The 20945-nt window shown below is 53.7% G+C and carries 24 protein-coding genes; 4 read left to right on the top strand and 20 right to left on the bottom strand.

What is annotated here, in order from left to right; genetic code table 11:
- Positions 1-10: 10 nt before the first annotated feature.
- The gene (bamJ, locus tag SGR01S_RS11455) at positions 11-631 is read right to left on the bottom strand and encodes a BamJ family beta-barrel-assembly machinery protein (RefSeq protein WP_012004913.1); all 621 of its coding nucleotides are present in this window, start codon (positions 629-631) and stop codon (positions 11-13) included.
- Between the two features lie 288 nt (positions 632-919).
- Here bamJ and SGR01S_RS11460 point away from each other — a divergent pair, with 288 nt between their 5' ends.
- The gene (locus tag SGR01S_RS11460; RefSeq protein ID WP_037422536.1) at positions 920-1594 is read left to right on the top strand and encodes an OapA family protein; all 675 of its coding nucleotides are present in this window, start codon (positions 920-922) and stop codon (positions 1592-1594) included.
- A 48-nt stretch (positions 1595-1642) separates the two neighbouring features.
- Here SGR01S_RS11460 and SGR01S_RS11465 read toward each other — a convergent pair whose 3' ends face one another.
- The 5 genes from SGR01S_RS11465 to rpsF form a co-directional block, all read right to left on the bottom strand.
- Positions 1643-1996 carry a DUF488 domain-containing protein gene (locus SGR01S_RS11465; protein WP_061807508.1) on the bottom strand — a complete coding sequence of 118 codons (354 nt, stop codon included), beginning with the start codon at positions 1994-1996 and terminating at the stop codon, positions 1643-1645.
- Between the two features lie 109 nt (positions 1997-2105).
- Positions 2106-2558 (bottom strand): 50S ribosomal protein L9, encoded by a 453-nt coding sequence (gene rplI, locus SGR01S_RS11470; RefSeq protein WP_012004910.1) that lies wholly within the window; start codon positions 2556-2558, stop codon positions 2106-2108.
- Between the two features lie 39 nt (positions 2559-2597).
- Positions 2598-2825 (bottom strand): 30S ribosomal protein S18, encoded by a 228-nt coding sequence (gene rpsR / locus SGR01S_RS11475; RefSeq protein ID WP_000135199.1) that lies wholly within the window; start codon positions 2823-2825, stop codon positions 2598-2600.
- 4 nt (positions 2826-2829) lie between these two features.
- Positions 2830-3147: a primosomal replication protein N gene (gene priB, locus SGR01S_RS11480; protein ID WP_037422542.1), complete on the bottom strand. Its 318-nt coding sequence runs from the start codon at positions 3145-3147 to the stop codon at positions 2830-2832.
- Between the two features lie 8 nt (positions 3148-3155).
- Positions 3156-3554 carry a 30S ribosomal protein S6 gene (gene rpsF / locus SGR01S_RS11485; protein ID WP_006317459.1) on the bottom strand — a complete coding sequence of 133 codons (399 nt, stop codon included), beginning with the start codon at positions 3552-3554 and terminating at the stop codon, positions 3156-3158.
- Between the two features lie 457 nt (positions 3555-4011).
- On the opposite strand from rpsF, the gene SGR01S_RS11490 reads away from it, so the two are divergent.
- On the top strand, positions 4012-4278 hold the full coding sequence (locus SGR01S_RS11490) for a YdgH/BhsA/McbA family protein (RefSeq protein WP_037422545.1): 267 nt from the start codon (positions 4012-4014) through the stop codon (positions 4276-4278).
- Positions 4279-4372: 94 nt separating this feature from the next.
- Here SGR01S_RS11490 and yjfP read toward each other — a convergent pair whose 3' ends face one another.
- Positions 4373-5125: an esterase gene (gene yjfP / locus SGR01S_RS11495; protein ID WP_061807509.1), complete on the bottom strand. Its 753-nt coding sequence runs from the start codon at positions 5123-5125 to the stop codon at positions 4373-4375.
- Positions 5126-5252: 127 nt separating this feature from the next.
- Here yjfP and bsmA point away from each other — a divergent pair, with 127 nt between their 5' ends.
- On the top strand, positions 5253-5561 hold the full coding sequence (gene bsmA, locus SGR01S_RS11500) for a biofilm peroxide resistance protein BsmA (RefSeq protein WP_073963434.1): 309 nt from the start codon (positions 5253-5255) through the stop codon (positions 5559-5561).
- 121 nt (positions 5562-5682) lie between these two features.
- Positions 5683-5958 (top strand): YdgH/BhsA/McbA family protein, encoded by a 276-nt coding sequence (locus tag SGR01S_RS11505; RefSeq protein ID WP_037422554.1) that lies wholly within the window; start codon positions 5683-5685, stop codon positions 5956-5958.
- On the opposite strand, the gene SGR01S_RS11510 is transcribed toward SGR01S_RS11505, so the two are convergent.
- The 13 genes from SGR01S_RS11510 to mutL all read right to left on the bottom strand — a co-directional run bounded on the left by SGR01S_RS11510 (position 5955) and on the right by mutL (position 20934).
- Positions 5955-6353, bottom strand: coding sequence for a DUF350 domain-containing protein (locus SGR01S_RS11510; RefSeq protein WP_037422557.1), 399 nt, complete (start codon positions 6351-6353; stop codon positions 5955-5957). The two genes, SGR01S_RS11505 and SGR01S_RS11510, sit on opposite strands and share 4 nt — an antisense overlap.
- Before the next feature lie 87 nt (positions 6354-6440).
- Complete coding sequence (locus tag SGR01S_RS11515; protein WP_037422560.1) at positions 6441-8075, bottom strand: isovaleryl-CoA dehydrogenase; 1635 nt, start codon at positions 8073-8075, stop codon at positions 6441-6443.
- A 133-nt stretch (positions 8076-8208) separates the two neighbouring features.
- Positions 8209-8940: a 23S rRNA (guanosine(2251)-2'-O)-methyltransferase RlmB gene (rlmB, locus tag SGR01S_RS11520; protein ID WP_037422563.1), complete on the bottom strand. Its 732-nt coding sequence runs from the start codon at positions 8938-8940 to the stop codon at positions 8209-8211.
- Positions 8941-8999: 59 nt separating this feature from the next.
- Positions 9000-11483 (bottom strand): ribonuclease R, encoded by a 2484-nt coding sequence (gene rnr, locus SGR01S_RS11525; RefSeq protein WP_037422566.1) that lies wholly within the window; start codon positions 11481-11483, stop codon positions 9000-9002.
- 59 nt (positions 11484-11542) lie between these two features.
- Entirely contained in the window at positions 11543-11968 is a 426-nt protein-coding gene (gene nsrR / locus SGR01S_RS11530; protein WP_061807511.1) for a nitric oxide-sensing transcriptional repressor NsrR, read from the bottom strand.
- A 224-nt stretch (positions 11969-12192) separates the two neighbouring features.
- The gene (locus tag SGR01S_RS11535; protein WP_061807523.1) at positions 12193-13491 is read right to left on the bottom strand and encodes an adenylosuccinate synthase; all 1299 of its coding nucleotides are present in this window, start codon (positions 13489-13491) and stop codon (positions 12193-12195) included.
- Positions 13492-13588: 97 nt separating this feature from the next.
- Positions 13589-13789, bottom strand: coding sequence for a DUF2065 domain-containing protein (locus SGR01S_RS11540; RefSeq protein WP_020438320.1), 201 nt, complete (start codon positions 13787-13789; stop codon positions 13589-13591).
- A gap of 62 nt (positions 13790-13851) precedes the next feature.
- Positions 13852-14859, bottom strand: coding sequence for a protease modulator HflC (gene hflC, locus SGR01S_RS11545; RefSeq protein ID WP_037426474.1), 1008 nt, complete (start codon positions 14857-14859; stop codon positions 13852-13854).
- A gap of 3 nt (positions 14860-14862) precedes the next feature.
- Positions 14863-16122, bottom strand: a complete 1260-nt coding sequence (gene hflK, locus SGR01S_RS11550; RefSeq protein ID WP_037426476.1) for an FtsH protease activity modulator HflK — start codon at positions 16120-16122, stop codon at positions 14863-14865.
- 204 nt (positions 16123-16326) lie between these two features.
- Positions 16327-17607 (bottom strand): ribosome rescue GTPase HflX, encoded by a 1281-nt coding sequence (hflX, locus tag SGR01S_RS11555; RefSeq protein WP_037426478.1) that lies wholly within the window; start codon positions 17605-17607, stop codon positions 16327-16329.
- 95 nt (positions 17608-17702) lie between these two features.
- Positions 17703-18011, bottom strand: coding sequence for an RNA chaperone Hfq (gene hfq / locus SGR01S_RS11560; RefSeq protein ID WP_012004894.1), 309 nt, complete (start codon positions 18009-18011; stop codon positions 17703-17705).
- A gap of 114 nt (positions 18012-18125) precedes the next feature.
- Complete coding sequence (gene miaA / locus SGR01S_RS11565; RefSeq protein WP_061807512.1) at positions 18126-19067, bottom strand: tRNA (adenosine(37)-N6)-dimethylallyltransferase MiaA; 942 nt, start codon at positions 19065-19067, stop codon at positions 18126-18128.
- Positions 19060-20934, bottom strand: coding sequence for a DNA mismatch repair endonuclease MutL (gene mutL / locus SGR01S_RS11570; RefSeq protein ID WP_061807513.1), 1875 nt, complete (start codon positions 20932-20934; stop codon positions 19060-19062). The genes miaA and mutL overlap by 8 nt, the downstream gene beginning before the upstream one ends.
- Positions 20935-20945 lie beyond the last annotated feature (11 nt).

The raw sequence follows: 20945 nt of genomic DNA on the forward strand, positions 1-20945 counted from the left end.
TGTCAGAGGATTACAGGATTTCCAGCAGTTCGACGTCAAACACCAGCGCGCTGAATGGCGGGATGGATGCGCCAGCACCACGCTCGCCATAGGCCAGGTCGTGTGGAATATACAACTGCCATTTAGAACCGACCGGCATCAGGGTCAGCGCTTCGATCCAGCCTGGGATCACGCCGCTAACCGGGAATTCTGCCGGTTGGCCGCGCTCTACAGAGCTGTCGAACACATCGCCGTTAATCAGACGACCGGTGTAATGCACACGCACGCGATCCTGACGGGACGGGATTGGGCCATCACCCTGCTCCAGTACGGAGAACTGTAGACCAGATTCGGTCAGCGTCACTTCGTCACGCTTGGCGTTGTCTTCCAGGAATTTCTGGCCTTCAACAGCCATCGCCTGTTGACGATCACGACGCACGGCATCCGCACGTTCGTGGATTTCACGCAGCGCACGGTGCACCACGTCAACCGGAACCGCCGGGGCATTCCCTTCCAGCGCGTCACGCAAACCTGCCAGCAAAGCTTCCGGTTGTAAACCTTCCAGACCGGACTCTTGCAACTGCTGGCCGACCTGTAAACCAATCCCGTAGCTCGCCTGCGCTTCAACGCTGTCAAAAGAAGGGGTTGTCATGGGGTTTTCCTTTAGTCTGTAAAAAGTCGAAAGCGCAGCATAACAGCGCCGCAATGCCGGGTAAAATCTTGTGTGGAGAATGATGACTTTTGTCGTAGAAAAAGAAACAATAACCCTCAGTTAACACCCGCTCCCGCGAGCCCAGGCGAATCGCCTGTCGCAACAGGTATGGGTTTGCTGCTGCCTTTCACTTCAATCAGTTAGCAGACTATACTGGAAGCAGGGCATCGGGTCGGCGGTACACCCTTTTGTACCGTGATATTTTTACGCCGTTGAAGAGAGGTTACCATGGGCAGAATCTCGCCCAGGAGAAGGAAGACCACCCGAGTCTACCAGCCGTTGTTGCGCACCTGGCTGAACTTCAGTCAGCGCCTGAAACCAGGCTCCGCGCCAGAGGCAGTAGAGGATCCGGATTCAGAACAGTCACCGGCAAGCGGTAAGGGGCAAAACATCAAAGCGCTACTGCTGAAGATCTGGCACCTGCCGGACGGCTTCGGTTGGATGGAGCCATTACCCTATTTCCACCGTCGCTGGACCCTGATTTTCGGCATTATCTTGCTGTTGGCACTGCTGTGGCCGTATTCATCAGAAAACAGCGAGCAGCCGTTCCCGGTCACCCAGCAGGGCAACAACATACCACTGCAGGCCGATCTGCAAAATGATCCTCAGCAGCAGCACGCTGCCGAACCGGAGCCAGCCGGTAACTGGCAACGTTACCAAATCCAACCGGGGCAAACGCTGGCGCAACTGTTCCGCGACAATAGTCTGCCGGTGAATGAAGTCTTCGCGATGGCCCAGGTTGAAGGTAACGATAAGCCACTCAGCAACATGAAGGCCGGCCAGGAAGTGCGTATCGAACGTGACACTAACGGCGTGATTACTGCGTTATCGGTCACTGCCGCAGATAACACTCAGGTGTTGTTCCGCCGCCAGGCCGACGGCAGCTATCGCCGCGAGCGTTAAATTCTGCCTCGTCATTGACCGCGTATTCACGCGCAATGGACAGGCAGCCTAAATCTGCGTCAATAAAAAGTCGCGCAGCACGATGCCGTGGTTGTGCTGTGTGTCTTTGCTGCCATAGAGCAAGGTTAAGGGCTCTCCCTGCCGTAATAACGCCACCAGTGGCTGCCAGGCGTCATTTTCTGCCAATTGCAGCCGGTAACGGCTTTCAAATAATTCCCACTGATCTATGTGCTGGTGAAACCACTGTCGTAGTGCATTATCTGGCGCGACCTGCTTTAGCCATTGAACCCCCTGTAGCCGCTCCTTGCTGATACCTCGTGGCCACAATCGGTCAATCAGATAACAGTTAACCGGCGCAGGGCCGGAAAAATCATACACTCGCTCTAAGTAAATCACTGCCATTTGCCACTGCTCCTCACCCAAGGTGCTAGCAGGGTAACGCGTTTTACTGGACGCAGAAAAGCAAAACGCCAGCACGAGGCTGGCGTTTTAACTTGGTGAACAGGAGCGATTAAGCTTCTGCTACCACAACTACATTCAGCTGTGCGAATACGTCGCTGTGTACCTGGAATTGAACTTCGTGTTCACCAGTGGTACGCAGAACGCCATTCGGCAGACGAACTTCGCTCTTGGCAACTTCAACGCCTGCCGCAGTAACTGCGTCAGCGATGTCGCGGGTGCCGATAGAGCCGAACAGTTTACCTTCGTCGCCTGATTTAGACGCGATGGTGACTGAACCCAGTTCGTTGATCTTGGTTGCGCGAGCTTCAGCAGCAGTCAGAATTTCAGCCAGTTTGGCTTCCAGTTCTGCACGGCGTACTTCGAAGAACTCTACGTTTTTCTTGGTAGCAGGAACAGCTTTGCCCTGTGGTACCAGGAAGTTACGGGCGTAGCCCGCTTTAACGTTAACTTGATCACCCAGGCTGCCCAGGTTTGCTACTTTATCAAGCAGAATAACTTGCATTACCTTATCCTCTCAAAGTCGTTAATGGACAGTGGCCGATTACTGATGACGATCAGTGTACGGCAACAAAGACAGGTAGCGCGCGCGCTTGATAGCACGGGCCAGCTGGCGCTGATATTTGGCACGAGTACCGGTAATACGGCTCGGGACAATTTTACCACTTTCAGTGATGTAGTTTTTCAGCGTAGCGATGTCTTTATAGTCAATCTCTTGAACGCCTTCCGCGGTGAAACGGCAGAACTTGCGACGACGGAAATAACGTGCCATTAGGCTAGTCTCCAGAATCTATCAATTCAATCTGCTCGGCATGCAGAACCAATTTGTTCAGCCCGTTGCGCCCTTGATGGCTGCTAACAAAGCCTTGCACGGTTATCTGACTGCCGACCGTTAATCTTTGAGTTAGTGCTTGTGACTGTTGTCCGCTGACAACCACGGGCATTCGGCACCATGCTTGTCTGCTGAATCCGGCTTCCATTTGCTGCGAACGGTGCTCAAGCACAAATTGGCAGTGGGGTATCCCGGAAGGACTCACTTTTCGAACCGGTGTCTTGCACACAGTGCCCGACAAAACCAGACGATTAGATGTCACGGCAGCAATTACTCTTCAGAATCCCCAGCATCTGCATCATCTGCGGTTTCGTTAGCGAAGTCTTCGCGGCGATCGCCACGACGTTCGTCTTTCGCTTTAACCATCGGAGATGCTTCAGTTACCGCGTGCTTAACGCGCATAACCATGCTACGGATAACGGCGTCGTTGAAGCGGAAGTTTGTTTCCAGCTCATCGATCGCTTCCTGCGGAGCTTCAACGTTCAGCAGAACGTAGTGAGCTTTGTGCAGTTTGTTGATCGGGTAAGCCAGTTGACGGCGGCCCCAGTCTTCCAGACGGTGAATCTGACCAGCAGCGTTAGTGATGGTAGCACTGTAACGCTCGATCATGCCCGGAACCTGTTCGCTTTGGTCAGGATGGACCATAAAAACGATTTCGTAATGACGCATCGAATTGCTCCTTACGGATTATTCAGCCTCCTGTCAGGGTCAACCGCGGCCCATGGAAGCAAGGAACGTGTATGTGTGTGCGGCTGAAAAAATGACGCGTAATCATACTTGCGCTAGCGAGGAAACTCAAGGACCGAAGGGGATTTATTCTAGGTAATGCGAACCTGCTACGGAAATAGCACGATTTGCTGCCTGCGTAACCTATGTACACAGATCCATCACTTCAAAAAATCTTTCAATGAAATCATCACTGATTCGCAAATCTCATTCATTTTTTTTGAAAGAGGATGTCAAAATAGCCCCCTTTTTAATCCTGCATGAAGGTCTAAAATTGTACTTATCCGCCGCAGACAGCGCGACGAAAAAGATTCGAGGTTATTCAATACATGCAAATAACTTTTTGCTGCACTGGCACCGGCTGTCAGGCCGTTGAAGCAAACAGTTAAGAGAGGCACTTATGAAACGCATTACCATCGCTACTGCCATTGCTTTACTGTTTTCCGCCCATGTCATGGCCGCCACTGAAATTACTTCACATCAGGCTGATCAACGCCAAAGCGTCGGGTTCGTCACGCTAAACCAGGACGTTGTCTCCCCTGATGATGCCAGTAGCCAAGTGAACAAAATAGCCGAGCAACGTGGCGCTACTGCCTATCGGATCATTGCCCTGCATGAACCTGAAAACAACAGCACCATGCATGTTAGTGCCGAACTGTATCGCTAAGAGAAAATGCAACGCCAGGAAGTCAGCCGCGCCTAAAAGCGGTAAATAAAAATGTGAATGTCGTCGTCGGCCCCCTGGATACAGGGGGCTTTTTTTACAACGTGCGTATGAAGAAATCGGCCGTTGCGCTGAGCGCCTGCGGTGTAATGCGGTGCTTGACGTCAGGCTCCGTAAGCAACGTCAATTGCTGATCCCAGCCGCTCTGGCGAAGCTCCGTAGCCAATCGCAAGGTTTCTGCCACCGGGACCACATCATCCGCCTCCCCGTGCCACAACAACAGCGGACGATCGACAATTTTCGCCAACTGATGTTCCAAACCATAATCTGCTAGCACGGCAATACGCGCATCAAAGTCGCGGCTTGCCAAATGATGTCCTTGCTCATCTAACGGGGGGAATAACGTCTGCGCCAGGGACGTGTAATAACCGGCCCCCATTAAGCTGGCTGCCGCTTTCACCCATGAATAACGGGCAAAACAACCCAGTGTCGTCATACCGCCCATTGACGCACCGGCAACGCCGATACGCTCTTCCACAAGCAGGCCACGTTGCTCAAAATGTGCCTTGAGCACAGGTAACTCATCAATATTACGCCGCAGGATCTCCCAAAAACTGGCCAGACGCTTTTGTTCATCACCGTCAAAGCGCTCACCGTGTAGATCGGCATCCGGCAACACCACGCGGAACCCAGCTTTGGCTAACGCATAGGCAAAGTAGGCATACACTTCTTTCGATGAGGTATAACCATGGTAGAAAAATATCGTCGGCAGCGGTTGATGATATTGCCCTGCAGGCACCGCGTGGATCACGGCAATATTCCCTGCCCGCTCGTCATAGATTTCAATCATCCGTTTTTCCCTCTGCATATTTGTTGCCTTCATAATGGCAAACTTGCGCTAAAAAGCATTAGCTCAATCTGTTCCAATTTATAATGGGTTACACTGAAATCATGCTGTCGACTTTCCCGAGGTGCTCATGAAACGTTCCCGCCTGTTACTCCCTTTAACACTGGTTATGCTGCTTAGCGCCTGCGGTATGATGACCACAACACCAAAAGCACCACCACCACCGACCGGCCAAGCACAGGAGATCACCCGGGCACAAACCGGCAGCCTGGTGAAAATGGGTACCACCAGCGCGCTGGTCCGCGGTAGTCCAATGGATGTGGAAGCGGCAATACAGCAGAAAGCCAACGCCAGCGGGGCACGCTATTACATGATCATCATGAACAGTGAAACCGTGGTTCCCGGCCAATGGTATTCACAGGCGATCCTGTATCGGTAGCTCTTAGAGTTTTAATAAGATTTACATTGGCTTTGCACAGACTGAAGTTGGATATTGCACACTGGCAAACAGCGCGCCGCACCCTGCGGCGTGGATCCAGGATCCGACGAAGGGGAACGCCATGACACGCTCCGCCGCACTCACCGCCCTCCTGCTTTCCATGGGGTTACTCAGCGCCAGCGCCCAGTCCGCTGAACTGGCACCTGCAGATCGCGTTACTCCGCTCAGTGAAATCGCTGAAATCACGCTAAATAACCTGTCCGGCTCACCTCAGGATGTAGAACAACTGATAGCCCGTAAGGCTGATGAGCACGGGGCCAGTTATTATCGCATCCTGAAGATGGAAGAACAGGCGCACCAACCTGGCTGGCGCGCCTCGGCAATACTCTATCTTTAATAGGTCATGCAAGCCGCATTCAATACGCCGCCGCTGATCGAAACGCCCCCCAGGAAAATCCCGGCGGCCACGTGATTAGATTCAATTTTGTCACTGATGCGCGGCATGTAGATTTTCACCGCCGCAAACAGCAGCAGTTGCACCACTAAAGCCACAACACCCCATAGCAAGTAATCCAACAGGCTGACAGAGTTGATCGCCGCACTGGCCAACGGGATCACATAACCCAAGCAAGCACCAACGAATCCGAAAGCAGCAGATTGATTGTCGGCCTTAATCAGCGCCCATTCGTCGTGTGGCGTAATGCGGGTATAAACAAACAAGAACACCAGAACCATGGCAAAGCCACTGAAGAAATAAGAGGCGAATGCCGCCAACGCGCTAAGAATATCCATGTCATGCTTCCTGGTCAGAGGTCAGTATCCCTTACGGGCCAAGTGCTGAATTAAAAAGCTTTTCCCGCTGTAGCGCCACTCTTTTCCCTAGCCCCCCATCGCTCGGGTAAACAACGTTTCGCATAACCGGTCTGGCAATGCCCTTTCACCACGGGCATCTAGCATCATTTGACACCAGGCCTCTGCCAGCGGGGGAGAGCTGTGACGCAGAAGCTGCGCCGCGGCGAACAGATTGAATAACGCACCGGTGACCGCGCGCCCTTGTTCTTCCTGAGGTTTACGCATCAGTTGGAGCAGCCGTCGCCACTGATGATCAAAGTGGCGATTCTGTCCCCTGACCTCAACAAATTCGAGTTCCAGGGCCTCCTGCACCACCGGCAGCTTTCCCCAGGCACGCATCACGTCCAGACACATGATATTGCCTGACCCTTCCCAAATGCTGTTTACCGGCATTTCACGGTACAGTCGCGGCAGCTCACTCTCTTCGCAGTAACCGATTCCACCTAACGCTTCCATCGCTTCACCGACAAAAGGGATGCCTTGTCGGCAGACTTCAAACTTAGCAGCCGGGGTCATCACACGGCACAGTGCCTGCTCCAAAGGCGCACCGGTGCCAACGCTGTCGTAGGCACGCGCTAACCGCATCAGAGCCGCTGTCTGCCCTTCTAACCGCAATGCCATCCGCGCTAACACCTGGCGCATCATCGGTTGTTCGATCAGTGGTTTACCAAACGCCTGTCGCTGCAAGGCATGATATAGCGCTACCGATAAGCCACGCCGCATCAAACCATGGCTACCCAATGCACAGTCAAATCGCGTCAGGCCACCCATTTTTAGGATATGCCGCACACCATCCCCTTCCTCACCCACCAGCCAGGCGGCGGCGTCCTGGAATTCAACTTCACTGCTAGCATTTGAACGGTTGCCGAGTTTGTCTTTTAGACGTTCCAGCCGTATTGCGTTGCGTGTACCGTCAGGCAGAATACGCGGAAGAAAGAAACAAGATAGCCCACCGTCGGCCTGCGCCAGCACCAGATGCGCATCACTCTGTGGCACCGAGAAGAACCATTTGTGCCCTACCAGCCTGTAAGCTTCTCCCGGGCCACGTGCAGCCAAAGGCGTAGCTGTGGTCGTATTACTTAACACATCGGAACCACCTTGTTTCTCGGTCATCCCCATGCCAATTAGCAATCCGCGTTTTTGCCCGCCGGGTAACAAATGTGCATCGTAACGATCAGACAGCAGCGGCGTCAGCCAAGTCTGGAATTCAGCAGGCAATGAACGTTGCAGTAATGGAATTGCACCAAAAGTCATGGTCACTGGGCACAAGGTGCCAGCTTCAACCTGGGCGTGCAGCACAAAACGCGCGGCGCGCGCCACGAACGAACCAATACGCGCATCCTCCTGCCACGGCAGGTTATGCACACGGTTGGCGATCAACCCTTGCATCAGAATATGCCAGGCAGGGTGGAAGCGGACATCATCCAGCCGCTGACCGGTGGCGTCATAGCGCAGCAGTTCCGGCGGATTGACGTTGGCCAACCGCCCCAGCTCCAGCGATTCCTGAGTACCCAACTGCTGCCCCAACGAAGCCAGCACCTCCGCATCCCAACCGGCTTGCTCGCGCTGTATGGCTTCATGCAACGGCGTGTCGGACAGGAATAGATTGCTGTTACCCAGCGGCTTCGGCTGATTAAAAACGGTGTGTGTATTCCAGACCATGAGCTTGCTCCCTGATAAAAGCGTCAGGAGTAAGTATGGTCGTCAGGGCGATTTCTGCCGCAGATGAGATCACAGGGTGGGAAATGAGGACCGAATTAATAAGGGCGCAATACGTTGCGCCCTTATGGGTAAATCAACTGCGCTGACGTACTGCTTCGAACAAACAGATACCGGTAGCGACTGAAACGTTCAGTGAAGACACCGTCCCGGCCATCGGGATACTGATCAACTCATCACAGTGTTCACGGGTCAGACGGCGCATACCTTCGCCTTCTGCCCCCATCACCAGCGCCATTGGGCCCGTCATTTTGCTCTGGAACAAAGTGTGATCGGCTTCGCCTGCCGTGCCGACGACCCAGACATTCATTTCTTGCAGTAAACGCAAGGTACGCGCCAGATTGGTGACGCGAATCAACGGAACGTTTTCCGCCGCGCCGCAGGCCACTTTCTTGGCAGTCGCATTCAACTGGGCAGAGCGATCGCGCGGGACGATCACCGCGTGTACACCGGCCGCATCGGCACTGCGAAGACAGGCGCCAAGGTTATGCGGGTCGGTCACGCCGTCCAGTACCAGCAGGAACGGCGTATCCACGCTTTCCAACAGCGCCGGCAAATCATTTTCCTGATACTGACGCCCTTCACGCACCCGGGCGATAATCCCCTGGTGCACCGCGCCCTCGACTTTATCATCCAGCCACTGGCGGTTTGCCACCTGGATAACAATACCGGTCGCTTCCAGCTCCGCGATCAGCGGTTGCAAGCGGCGGTCATCGCGCCCTTTGAGGATAAACACTTCCAGGAAGCGTTGCGGATCGTTATCTAACAGGGCTTTGACGGCATGGATACCGTAAATAATTTCGCTCATGATGCTCTTTTAACTGTGCGGCTGGCGTTTGCCAGCCGGTGATAATGACGTGTGGCAGCTTAAGCCTGCTCAGCACCTTTCTTCTTGCCGGCGCGTTTGGCCTTGGTCGCCGCCGCTATTTTCCGGGTTTTGTCGGACACTTTCTTGGCTTTCGCCTTTTTGTCTTTCTTCACCTTGTCAGCGGGTTTGGCTTCGTCTTTACGGAAGGCGCTGTCAGGCTCAAAATTGGCTGGCGCTTTGCCACCACGACGTTTACGTGGTGCTTGAGTACGACCTGCGCCTGCGCCACCACGCAGGGTGCGTTGGCCGCTCTTGGCACGATCGCGCTCAGTTTTACCTTCACCGCGCGGTTTACGGGTGCTGGAGACCAACGCGAAATCGATCTTACGCTCATCCATATGCACCGCTTCCACACGGATCTCAACGGTATCACCCAAGCGATAAACCACGCCGGAAGATTCGCCAATCAGGCGCTGGCCGATATTATCGTAGCGATAGTAATCATTATCCAGCGATGATACGTGTACCAGACCGTCGATAAACAGATCGTTCAGGCGGACAAAGAAACCAAAACCGGTCACGCTGGCAATAATACCGCTGAACACTTCCCCGACGTGATCCTGCATAAAGTCGCACTTCAACCAGTCAGCGACATTGCGTGTCGCCTCATCGGCGCGACGTTCAGCCATCGAACAGTGCTCGCCCAGTTGCAGCATCTCTTCGAACTCACTGTGCCAGCCGCCTGTCGGCGTCCAGCGCTCTTTCGGTTGACCGTGCTCTTTGGCAAGCACATATTTGATCGCGCGGTGCAGTGCCAGATCGGGGTAACGGCGGATTGGCGAGGTGAAGTGACCATAAGAAGCCAGCGCCAAACCAAAGTGGCCGCGGTTTTCAGGATCGTAGATCGCCTGCTTCATGGAGCGCAGCAACATGGTTTGCAGCATTTCATGATCGGGACGTTCGGACACTTCATCCATCAAGGTCGCGTAGTCTTTCGGTTGCGGCTTGTTACCGCCACCCAGTGTCAGGCCCAACTCGCTCAATACGCTTCTCAGTGCCGTAATGTGATCGTCGCTTGGGCGGTCATGCACACGGAACAGCGCTGGCTCGTTATGCTTTTCAACAAAGCGTGCAGCGGCAACGTTCGCCATGATCATACACTCTTCGATCAGTTTGTGAGCATCGTTACGTACTGTTGGTTCGACGCGCTCAATACGACGTTCGGCGTTGAAGATAAACTTCGCTTCTTCAGTTTCGAAAGCAATACCCCCACGTTCCGCACGCGCTTGATCCAGCACCTTGTACATTGCGTGAAGTTCCTGCAGGTGTTTGACCAGCGGGTGATAATGCTCACGCAGCTCCTGATCGCCCTGCAGAATATGCCAGACTTTGTTATACGTCAGGCGAGCATGTGAACTCATTACCGCTTCATAGAACTTGGATGTCGACAGGCGCCCCTGAGCGGAGATGGTCATCTCACACACCATACACAGGCGATCTACCTGCGGGTTCAGCGAACACAACCCGTTGGACAGCACTTCCGGCAGCATAGGAATAACCTGCGACGGGAAGTACACCGACGTTGCACGGTTACGCGCTTCGTCATCCAGTGCAGTACGTGGACGTACATAATAGCTGACGTCGGCAATGGCAACCCACAGGCGCCAACCGCCGCCACGTTTTTTCTCACAGTAGACTGCATCATCGAAGTCGCGCGCATCTTCACCGTCAATGGTCACCAGCGGCAGCTGACGCAGATCAACACGGCCTTTTTTGGCCGCTTCAGGCACTTGCTCGCTGAGATCGGCAACCTGCTTTTCCACCTGCGGTGGCCAAACATGCGGGATTTCATGGGTGCGCAGCGCGATATCCACTGCCATGCTGGTACCCATTTTATCGCCGAGGATCTCAACGATCTTGCCAACCGCTTTGGTACGACGGGTCGGGCGCTGGGTCAGTTCAACCACCACCATAAAGCCCATGCGCGCACCGCTAACCGCATCGGCCGGGATCAGGATATCAAAGCTCAGGCGACTGTCGTCCGGTACGACAAAGCCAGTACCGGCATCCATAAAGAAACGGCCAACGATTTGGCTGGTTTTCGGTACCAACACGCGCACAATACGGGCTTCACGACGCCCCTTACGATCTGCGGCCATCGCCTGTGCCAGCACCACATCACCGTGGATCGCCATTTTCATCTGCTCGGCGGACAGGTACAGGTCGTCTTTGCTGCCTTCAATACGCAAGAAACCGAAGCCATCACGGTGGCCAATGACGGTACCGCGCAGCAGATCCAGGCGTTCCGGCAGTGCATAGCACTGGCGACGGGTAAATATCAATTGGCCGTCACGCTCCATTGCACGCAGACGACGGCGTAATGCCTCTAAAGGCTCTTCCCCGGTTAAATTCAGTTCTTTGGCCAGCTCTTCGCGGCTGGCCGGCGTTTCTCTTTTCGCCAGATGGGCCAGAATGAATTCACGGCTCGGGATTGGGGACTCATATTTTTCTGCTTCTCGTTCCAGGAATGGATCTTGTGACATTGCGGTTCCTCCGTTGTCATCAGCAGGGTGCCGCTGAGCCTTGTCTTCTCAGCGACGCTTTATTCGACAAGCAATAGCTTGTAGAGCGATGGATTGTCTTCAACCATATCGGCCAGCGTGTGGCTGTCCAGCTCTTCAAGGAAATTCTGTACGCCCTGTTGCAGCACCTGCTTCAGGCGGCAGGCAGGGGTTATGTGGCAAAAGTCACTGTTGCAGTTAACCAGTGAGAGCGGTTCTAACGCCCTTACCACGTCGCCAAGGCGAATGGTTTCGGCCGGTTTGCCCAAACGGATGCCACCGTTCTTACCGCGCACCGCGGTCACAAACCCAACCCTGCTTAACTGATTGATGATCTTTACCATATGGTTTCTGGACACACCGTAGACCTCAGTGACTTCCGAGATGCTGGTCATTTTGTCCGGTGGCAGCGAGGCCATGTAGATCAACGCCCGCAGGCCATAATCAGTAAAACTTGTTAACTGCACATCTACCTCTGGGTGTCATTTTACCCGTCTGATACGCCGATTTTCGGCATTATTCAAAAGATTACTTATTGGATAATAAACCAGCCGGAGAGTTCGCCGCTAATTATTTAGCGCATGTCGGGCTCATGAACAGGTTAAGAAGGGAGTTTTTGACGTGAAACCGCAACTGAGGAGAATAATGATAAAAATAAACCGGGACACGCCCGGTTTATTTTATTGCCAGATTATGCGTCGAACGGGTCGCGCAGAATCATGGTTTCGCTACGGTCTGGGCCAGTAGAGATAATGTCTACCGGTACGCCAGTCAGCTCTTCAATACGCTTGATGTAGTCCAGCGCCGCCTGTGGCAGTTTGCTGTGCTCTTTCACGCCAAAGGTGGTGTCGCTCCAGCCCGGCATGCTTTCGTAGATTGGCTCGATACCTTCCCAACCTTCAGCTGCCAGCGGAGTGGTGGTCATTTCGCGGCCGTCTGGCATGCGATAACCCACACAGATTTTCACTTCTTTCAGGCCATCCAGCACGTCCAACTTGGTCAGGCAGAAGCCAGACAGGGAGTTGATCTGCACTGAGCGACGAACAGCTACGGCATCCAACCAGCCGGTACGACGACGGCGGCCAGTAGTAGCGCCGAACTCGTTACCTTGTTTACACAGGTATTCGCCGGTTTCATCGAACAGCTCAGTTGGGAATGGACCTGCACCCACGCGGGTGGAGTAGGCTTTTACGATGCCCAGTACGTAATCTACGTAACGCGGACCAATACCAGAACCGGTAGCAACGCCGCCAGCAGTGGTGTTAGAAGAAGTCACGTACGGATAGGTACCGTGGTCGATATCCAGCAAGGTGCCTTGTGCGCCTTCGAACATGATCAGGTCGCCACGCTTACGCGCGCCGTCCAGCAGTTCAGATACGTCAACAACCATTGCAGTCAGAATATCAGCGATAGACAGCACGTAATCCAGTGTTGCCTGGTAATCAACGGCTTCAACTTTGTAGTAGTTGACCAACTGGAAGTTATGGTAATCAACAATTTCCTTCAACTTAACGGCGAAGGTTTCTTTGTTGAACAGGTCGCTAACGCGCAGACCACGACGAGCCACTTTATCTTCGTAAGCCGGGCCGATACCGCGACCGGTGGTACCGATAGCTTTCGCGCCACGTGCTTTCTCGCGCGCGTTATCCAGCGCAACGTGATAAGGCAGGATCAGCGGGCAGGCTTCGGACAGTAACAGACGTTCGCGTACCGGGATGCCGCGCGCTTCGAGTTCACCCATTTCTTTCATCAATGCATCTGGCGCCAGAACTACACCGTTGCCGATGATGCTGGTCACGTTTGCACGCAGAATGCCTGAAGGAATCAAATGAAGGACGGTTTTTTCACCGTTAATAACCAGAGTGTGGCCAGCGTTATGGCCCCCTTGGTAGCGCACTACATATTGAGCCCGTTCGGTCAGCAGGTCTACGACCTTGCCCTTACCTTCGTCACCCCATTGAGTGCCCAGTACGACGACGTTCTTACCCATTTTAAAAATCACCGGTTGCTTAAAAATGGATTCTACCACCGTAATTCGTGAGTTTCAGCACTTTTAGCATAGGGTTGCGTATTTTTTAGGCTAAACTTTAAACCCCTGCGCGACTACGCAACATGTAGTAGATCACACAGCCCGCAACCACTATTCCACCACCAAATCGTCTCAGTGTGGCATCAGGTAACTGGGTCATCGCCAGTATCATTTTACGCCAGGCCTGCGGAAACAGCATCGGGCCCAGCCCTTCCAGCACCAAAACTAACCCAAGTGCCAGCCAAATCGTTGAATTCATCAATGACTCCCAAAAGAAAGGGCCCGCGTTTAAACGGGCCCTCGATCATTAACCTGTTGCGGTTACTTACGCGTGGAATCAGGCGACTTCATGTAGCGGAAGAAATCGCTGTCCGGGCTCAGTACCATCACGTCTTGGTTATTACTGCTGAAGCTAGTTTCATACGCACGCAGGCTACGGATAAAGGCGTAGAAGTCCGGATCCTGGCTGAATGCGTTAGCAAACAGTTTGGCCGCTTCGGCATCGCCGTCACCACGAGTGATACGGGCTGTACGTTCGGCTTCTGCCAAGGTACGCGTGACTTCGTAGTCTGCAGTTGCACGCAACTTCTCAGCTTCTTCCTGACCCTGTGAACGGTGACGACGCGCTACAGCTTCACGCTCTGCACGCATACGCTGATAAATTGCGTCAGACACTTCTGCCGGCAGGTTAATCTGCTTGATACGTACGTCGATGACTTCGATACCCAGTGCCGCCATGCTGTTCGGGTTAACCTTCGGCAGGTTGCCGGTGGTTTCCTTCTCAACACGCGCCGCAGCAGAAGCGATAGCATCATCAGCTTCCGTGGTTGCAACCTCTTGATCATCACCCACAGTACCGGTGTTCAATGCATCGCGTACGTCGGACATCAGCTTACCGCGCGAATCGGTCACGATGTCTTTCACATCCAGACGACCAATCTCGGAACGCAGACGGTCACTGAATTTACGTTTCAGCAGAACTTCGGCTTGTGAAACATCACCGCCGCCAGTTGCCAGGTAGTAACGGCTGAAATCACTGATGCGCCATTTCAGATAAGAATCGACAATCAGGTCTTTCTTCTCGCTGGTCACAAAGCGGTCAGCCTGGTTGTCCATAGTCTGGATACGCGCATCCAGGGTTTTCACTGATTCAATAAATGGAATCTTGAAGTGCAGACCCGGTGCATACACCAGCGGTTTGTTGTCGCTGTCACGCAATACCTTGCCGAAACGCAACACAATGCCACGTTGGCCTTCCTGAACCACGAACAAAGAGGCGTATAACGCCACCAGCACCGCGAGGACGATAACTATAAAAGACTTACGCATTGATTACTCTCTCCCTACGCGAGTGGTGTCGTCACGCTGCGCATTCGCCCGGCGCTGGTCCATGACCGAGCCGCTGCTTGTGCGCTGGCTGCTAGAGCTGGCGCCGCTGTTGGCAGACGGAGCGGGATTGAGACGAATCAGGCTGGTGTCTTTATTGCCGTCAGCCGCCGCGCCAGTTTGGCCGCGCAGCATTTGATCCAGCGGCAACACCATCAGATTGTTGCCTTTGTCATTCACCAATACCTTACGGGTATGGCTCAGGACTTTTTCCATGGTTTCGATATACAAACGCTCGCGGGTAATCTGCGGTGCGGACTTGTATTCCGGCAACAGCTTGGCAAAGCGTGCAACCTCACCCTGAGCTTCCAGGACGGTACGGTCTTTATACGCTTTGGCATCTTCCAGCAAACGCTGTGCCTGACCGTTCGCGCGTGGCTGAACTTCGTTGGCGTAAGCTTCTGCTTCACGGATGTACTGCTGCTCGTTTTCACGTGCGGCAATCGCATCATCAAATGCGGCTTTCACTTCTTCCGGCGGACGAGCAGCCTGGAAGTTAACGTCCAGCAGCGTGATACCCATGTTGTACGGACGAATTGTCTCTTCCAGTACGCGTTGAGTATCGCTACGTACGATAGTACGGCCTTCGGTCAGGATCTTGTCCATGGTGTACTTGCCGATAACGCCACGCAGGGCGCTGTCAGTCGCCTGGCTCAGGCTATCGTCGGCGTTCGTCACGCTGAACAAATACGCTTCCGGGTTAGTCACGCGATACTGTACGTTCATTTCTACACGCACCACGTTCTCATCCGAAGTCAGCATCACGCCGGAGGCTGCCAGTTCACGTACTGACTCCACGTTCACCGGACGCACTTCATCGATGAAGGTTGGCTTCCAGTTCAGACCCGGCTGCACCAAGTGGCTGAACTTACCAAAACGGGTGACAACACCACGCTCGGCTTCTTTGATGGTGTAGAAGCCGCTAGCGGCCCAAATCACCACCACCGCAACTGCAGCAATGCCGATGATACGACCACTAAAGCCCGGACCAGAGGTACCGGTACCGCCATTGTTATTGCTGTTGGAGCCTTTGCCTCCGCCCAAGCCGCTCAGTTTCTTGCTCAGCTTGCGGAAGATATCGTCCAAATCAGGTGGCCCTTGATCGCGACCGCCTTTGTTATTACCGCCAGAGTTGCCGCCATTATTATTGCTGCTCCCCCACGGGTCGCGGTCCTGTCCGTTATTACCGGGCTGATTCCACGCCATGTTTTAGCTCCATATTCTGTGATTGGGTACTTCAGGCTTACGCTTAGTTACAGCAGGCTATCTTACTTGCCCGTTTTCGTTTGAGCAGTGCTCAGAATCCTCACGTACTTGATGTACGCTCCGATTCTTGCGCGCTGACCGCACCAAAAACGTGCTGCGCCGATAACGCCTGCGGACCGAGTGCTCAAATGTAACAGGATATGATCATACTATAAAGTTAATCAGTTCCTGTTCCTGTTTGCAGAGGCGGCGCCATTCGACGATAGGCATACGAACCACCACGCCAATGCTGCCGTCTTCTTCGTTCCACTCTTTCTCAATTGCCTGAAGCTGGTAAAAACGGCTACGAAGACGGCCTGCTTCTGGCGGTAAGCGCAGCTCATAATGCGCGATTTCCCCCGATAAGCGCTCCGTCAACGCCTGATACAGCAACGGGATACCTTCACCGCTGGCGGCGGACAGCCACACCCGGATCGGTAAGTTTTCATCGTTGCGGTCGATACGCGGGACAAAATCATCCAGCATATCTATTTTGTTCATCACTAGCAGTGTAGGGATCTCATCCGAGTCAATCTCTGCCAACACGGTATTTACCGCTTCAATGTTTTCATCGACGCGGGTATCCGCGGCGTCGATTACATGTAACAGCAAAGATGCCTGACGCGTTTCTTGCAGCGTTGCCTTAAAGGCGGCCACCAAATCATGCGGCAGGTGTCGGATAAACCCTACGGTATCCGCCAACACGGTATCGCCCACATCGGCGACGTCAATACGCCGCAGAGTCGGATCCAGGGTGGCAAATAGTTGGTCTGCCGCATATACATCGGCAGACGTTATTCGATTAAACAGGGTAGATTTGCCGGCGTTGGTATATCCCACCAGCGATACGGTTGGCACGTCAGCACGGGTACGCGCACGTCGGCCCTGTTCACGCTGCTTAGCTACCCGCTCCAGGCGGCGTAAAATCAAGCTAATGCGGTCACGTAACAGACGACGGTCGGTTTCTAACTGGGTTTCCCCTGGCCCGCGCAGGCCAATCCCCCCTTTTTGACGCTCAAGGTGCGTCCAGCCACGAACCAAACGCGTGGCGATGTGACGCAACTGCGCCAGCTCTACCTGCAGCTTACCTTCATGGGTACGGGCACGCTGGGCAAAGATGTCTAGAATCAACCCGGTGCGATCAATCACCCGGCATTCGCACAGGCGTTCAAGATTTCTCTCTTGCGCTGCGGAAAGGGAGTGATCAAACAGGACAACAGATGCGCCACTGGCTTTTACCGCATCTGCGATTTCTTCGGCCTTTCCTTCACCGACAAAGTACTTGGGATGCGGGGCTTTGCGGCTACCAGTTACCACTTGCAAAGCTTCAACACCGGCAGAGGACACCAGGGATTCGAACTCACTGAGATCTTCTGTATCTTTGTCTTGCGAGAAATAGATATGAACCAGGACGGCCTGCTCACCGGCTTCATAACGGTCAAACAAGCGTGCAACCTCTCAAACGGGAACCCGTGAGTTTGGGGGACATAAACAGCCCACGGCTGCTTATGCTCCCCGTCATGGTTGACTCGCAACGCGCTTTATTCAGCGTCATCGCTTTCCTGCTGCGGCTGTTGCGGCGCAGACGGGTTGTTACCATGGTGATAGTTACTGGTGCCGCCGCTCGGAGTATTGCTATGGTGCGAAACCGGACGTGACGGGACAACGGTAGAGATAGCGTGCTTATAAACCATCTGGCTCACCGTGTTTTTCAACAGGATGACAAACTGGTCAAAAGACTCAATCTGGCCTTGCAGCTTAATACCATTCACCAAATAAATAGAAACCGGAACACGTTCACGACGCAATGCGTTCAGGAACGGATCTTGCAAAGATTGCCCCTTAGCCATTCTATCTTTTCCTTATTTGCTTGTTGTTTTTAACTAAGAACCTGTCGGCTCTAAAATAAACGACCTAAAAAATTTGCGCGCTGAATACTCATCAATTGTACACAATCACTCAACCTATGCACTAACAACCTGTATTACCGAGTCCAAAGCCTCTCCCGGCTTCTCGCTGTCCAGCCAATGTACCGAGTTCCAGCCTCGTAACCAGGTCATTTGGCGCTTGGCCAACTGACGCGTTGCGCAAATACCACGATAAACCATCTCATCGTAACTAATCTCACCAGATAAATATGACCACATCTGGCGATAACCGACACAGCGAATGGAAGGCAAATCCGTATGCAAATCACCCCGTGCAAAAAGTGCACGCGCTTCCGTCTCAAAACCCGCCGCCAACATTTGATTGTACCGCAGCTCAATGCGTTGATGAATCAACTCACGGCTGGTCGGTGCTATCGCAAATTGGTGAACATGATACGGCAACGATTCACCCGAAATTTTAGTCAGTTCCGTTAAAGTTTTACCCGAAATAAAAAAAACTTCCAGTGCTCTGGACAGTCTCTGCGGATCATTCGGATGAATTCTCAATGCCGCAACGGGATCAATCTCTTGTAACTGACGGTGTAAAGCGTCCCACCCCAGCTCTGCAGCCTGCTGTTCAATGCGTTCACGCACCACAGGATCCGCGGAGGGTAACGGCGATAATCCTTCCAACAGTGCTTTGAAATAGAGCATGGTGCCCCCCACCAACAGCGGGATACGTCCGGCAGCGGTGATTTCAGCCATCTCTTTCAACGCATCAGCGCGAAAATCCGCTGCTGAATAGGCTTCAACAGGATCGCGAATATCAATCAACCGGTGCGGTGCCTGCGCCAATTCCTCAGCGCTCGGTTTGGCAGTGCCGATATCCATGCCGCGATAAATCAGCGCGGAATCCACGCTGATCAATTCCACAGGCAGGCGTTCACGCAGCGCGATCGCCAACGCGGTCTTGCCCGAGGCGGTCGGCCCCATGATAAAAATAGCCGGGGGACGTGGTGTCATTTCAGTTTCAATCATGCCTAAGGGCTGCCAGTGCAGCCTGTAAATCAACAGGTTGTAAAAGTCCGCTCGGTGGTGATTTGACCAGCTGCGGGCAAAGTCGTTCAACGTCGGTCAGTAATTGTATCGCTTGCGAGGTGTTCCACTGTTCGTGTTCACTGCCTAAATGGCGGGCGAACCATGTTGCCAACACCGCGGGCGACATCTCCTGATGCTCGGCCAAGTAGCCTAACAGTTCGGGTATCAGTTTTTGTAAATTTTGTTGGCGCAATGGTAAAGGTACTGCGCGCAGCGTCACACGCCCATGATCAGACTGCAGGTCTAACCCCATTTTGACCAACAACGGTTGATGATGCACACAGGCGGCCGCTTCTTTTTTGCTCAACGTCAGCTTGATAGGGATCAACAGCGGTTGCGGCCGTAACCCCTCTTCTGACGGATTAAGCTGCGCTTGGCGCAACCAGCGTTCAGCCACCGGTAAATTAAGTAACATCAGTTGCTGGCGGTTTTCAATCAACGCGTAGCAGGGTGAGTGGATCATCAGTACGCGTCCAAAGCTGTGCTGGCTACCAGACAGCGGTGTTTCCTGTGCGGACTTGGCCGGTGGAAACAGTGGTTGTTTCTGCGTTTCTTGCTGAGGTTCAGCCGTCGTAGTCGCTTGTAACAGCTTGCCGTACAGTTCGCCTTCACGCTTTTGATACCCACCGCCTGCATGATAGACAGGTTGCGGGGCACGTTCACGCACGACGGCGGGTTCGGCAGATTGCTGCTCGCGATACGGTGCCGGTTGTGAGAAATGGTTACCGCCGGCAGCAATGCGATTTTCAGGCTGCCAAACGGATACAGGTTCCTGATCCGGTTCATCAGCCAGCGGCAACGGCGCATTGCCGATCTGCTGCAACACGGTGGTTACCGCCTGATAAATAAAATCGTGCACCAGCCGCGCCTGATGGAATCGCACCTCGTGTTTAGCCGGGTGAACATTCACATCAACCTGATGGGGATCCACCTCGAGATACAGCACGTAAGCGGGCTGCTGGTCGTCTTTCAGTTGATCCTGATAGGCTTGGCGGATAGCGTGATTGATCAAACGATCGCGCATCATGCGACTGTTGACGTAGCAATACTGCATTTCACCCAGTTGTCGTGCGCCCGCAGGATCGGCCACCCAACCACGAATGGTCAGATCGCCATGCTGCCATGAGATATTCAGCGCATGCTGCAAAAAGGCCGGGCCGCAAATACTGCCCAACCGTCGCTCATGCTGACTCTCGTCTTTCGCAGCGCGGTATTGGCGGATCAGTTTGCCGTTGTGGCTGAGGTTGATCGCCACATCGAAACGCGCCAGCGCAATGCGGCGCACCACTTCATCGATATGGCCGAATTCGGTTTTCTCGGTACGCATGAATTTGCGCCGCGCTGGTGTGTTGTAGAACAAGTCCAGAACTTCCAGCGTGCTACCTATCGGATGTGCCGCCGGCTTGACCGTCACCGCCTGATCACGGCCTTCGGCGTAGGCCTGCCAAGCTTCGTTTTGTTCTGCGGTACGTGAGGTTAGTGTCAAACGCGAAACTGAGCTGATACTGGCCAGCGCTTCACCGCGAAAGCCGAGACTGACAATGGCTTCTAAATCATCAAGCGTGCTGATTTTACTGGTGGCATGGCGGGCCAATGCCAGCGCCAGATCGTCCTTTCCGATGCCACAGCCGTTATCACGGATACGAATCAGCTTGGCACCCCCGCGTTCGATATCAATATCAATACGCGTCGCCCCAGCATCCAGACTGTTTTCCACCAGTTCCTTGACCACTGATGCAGGCCGTTCAACCACTTCACCGGCGGCAATCTGGTTAGCAAGTTGGGGCGGTAACACCTGGATGGGCATGCTGACTCCTG

The organism is Serratia grimesii NBRC 13537 (assembly GCF_001590905.1).
Taxonomy (GTDB): Bacteria; Pseudomonadota; Gammaproteobacteria; order Enterobacterales; family Enterobacteriaceae; genus Serratia; species Serratia grimesii.

Excerpts from the sequence above, each read along its gene's own strand:
- mutL (WP_061807513.1), bottom strand. The coding sequence starts at position 20,934 with ATGCCCATCCAGGTGTTACCGCCCCAACTTGCTAACCAGATTGCCGCC.
- SGR01S_RS11515 (WP_037422560.1), bottom strand. The coding sequence starts at position 8,075 with ATGGTCTGGAATACACACACCGTTTTTAATCAGCCGAAGCCGCTGGGT.
- hflK (WP_037426476.1), bottom strand. The coding sequence starts at position 16,122 with ATGGCGTGGAATCAGCCCGGTAATAACGGACAGGACCGCGACCCGTGG.
- rlmB (WP_037422563.1), bottom strand. The coding sequence starts at position 8,940 with ATGAGCGAAATTATTTACGGTATCCATGCCGTCAAAGCCCTGTTAGAT.
- hfq (WP_012004894.1), bottom strand. The coding sequence starts at position 18,011 with ATGGCTAAGGGGCAATCTTTGCAAGATCCGTTCCTGAACGCATTGCGT.
- bamJ (WP_012004913.1), bottom strand. The coding sequence starts at position 631 with ATGACAACCCCTTCTTTTGACAGCGTTGAAGCGCAGGCGAGCTACGGG.
- rplI (WP_012004910.1), bottom strand. The coding sequence starts at position 2,558 with ATGCAAGTTATTCTGCTTGATAAAGTAGCAAACCTGGGCAGCCTGGGT.
- SGR01S_RS11465 (WP_061807508.1), bottom strand. The coding sequence starts at position 1,996 with ATGGCAGTGATTTACTTAGAGCGAGTGTATGATTTTTCCGGCCCTGCG.
- SGR01S_RS11490 (WP_037422545.1), top strand. The coding sequence starts at position 4,012 with ATGAAACGCATTACCATCGCTACTGCCATTGCTTTACTGTTTTCCGCC.
- rpsR (WP_000135199.1), bottom strand. The coding sequence starts at position 2,825 with ATGGCACGTTATTTCCGTCGTCGCAAGTTCTGCCGTTTCACCGCGGAA.
- SGR01S_RS11460 (WP_037422536.1), top strand. The coding sequence starts at position 920 with ATGGGCAGAATCTCGCCCAGGAGAAGGAAGACCACCCGAGTCTACCAG.
- rpsF (WP_006317459.1), bottom strand. The coding sequence starts at position 3,554 with ATGCGTCATTACGAAATCGTTTTTATGGTCCATCCTGACCAAAGCGAA.
- miaA (WP_061807512.1), bottom strand. The coding sequence starts at position 19,067 with ATGATTGAAACTGAAATGACACCACGTCCCCCGGCTATTTTTATCATG.
- SGR01S_RS11540 (WP_020438320.1), bottom strand. The coding sequence starts at position 13,789 with ATGAATTCAACGATTTGGCTGGCACTTGGGTTAGTTTTGGTGCTGGAA.
- yjfP (WP_061807509.1), bottom strand. The coding sequence starts at position 5,125 with ATGATTGAAATCTATGACGAGCGGGCAGGGAATATTGCCGTGATCCAC.
- rnr (WP_037422566.1), bottom strand. The coding sequence starts at position 11,483 with ATGTCACAAGATCCATTCCTGGAACGAGAAGCAGAAAAATATGAGTCC.
- SGR01S_RS11510 (WP_037422557.1), bottom strand. The coding sequence starts at position 6,353 with ATGGATATTCTTAGCGCGTTGGCGGCATTCGCCTCTTATTTCTTCAGT.
- SGR01S_RS11535 (WP_061807523.1), bottom strand. The coding sequence starts at position 13,491 with ATGGGTAAGAACGTCGTCGTACTGGGCACTCAATGGGGTGACGAAGGT.
- SGR01S_RS11505 (WP_037422554.1), top strand. The coding sequence starts at position 5,683 with ATGACACGCTCCGCCGCACTCACCGCCCTCCTGCTTTCCATGGGGTTA.
- hflC (WP_037426474.1), bottom strand. The coding sequence starts at position 14,859 with ATGCGTAAGTCTTTTATAGTTATCGTCCTCGCGGTGCTGGTGGCGTTA.
- bsmA (WP_073963434.1), top strand. The coding sequence starts at position 5,253 with ATGAAACGTTCCCGCCTGTTACTCCCTTTAACACTGGTTATGCTGCTT.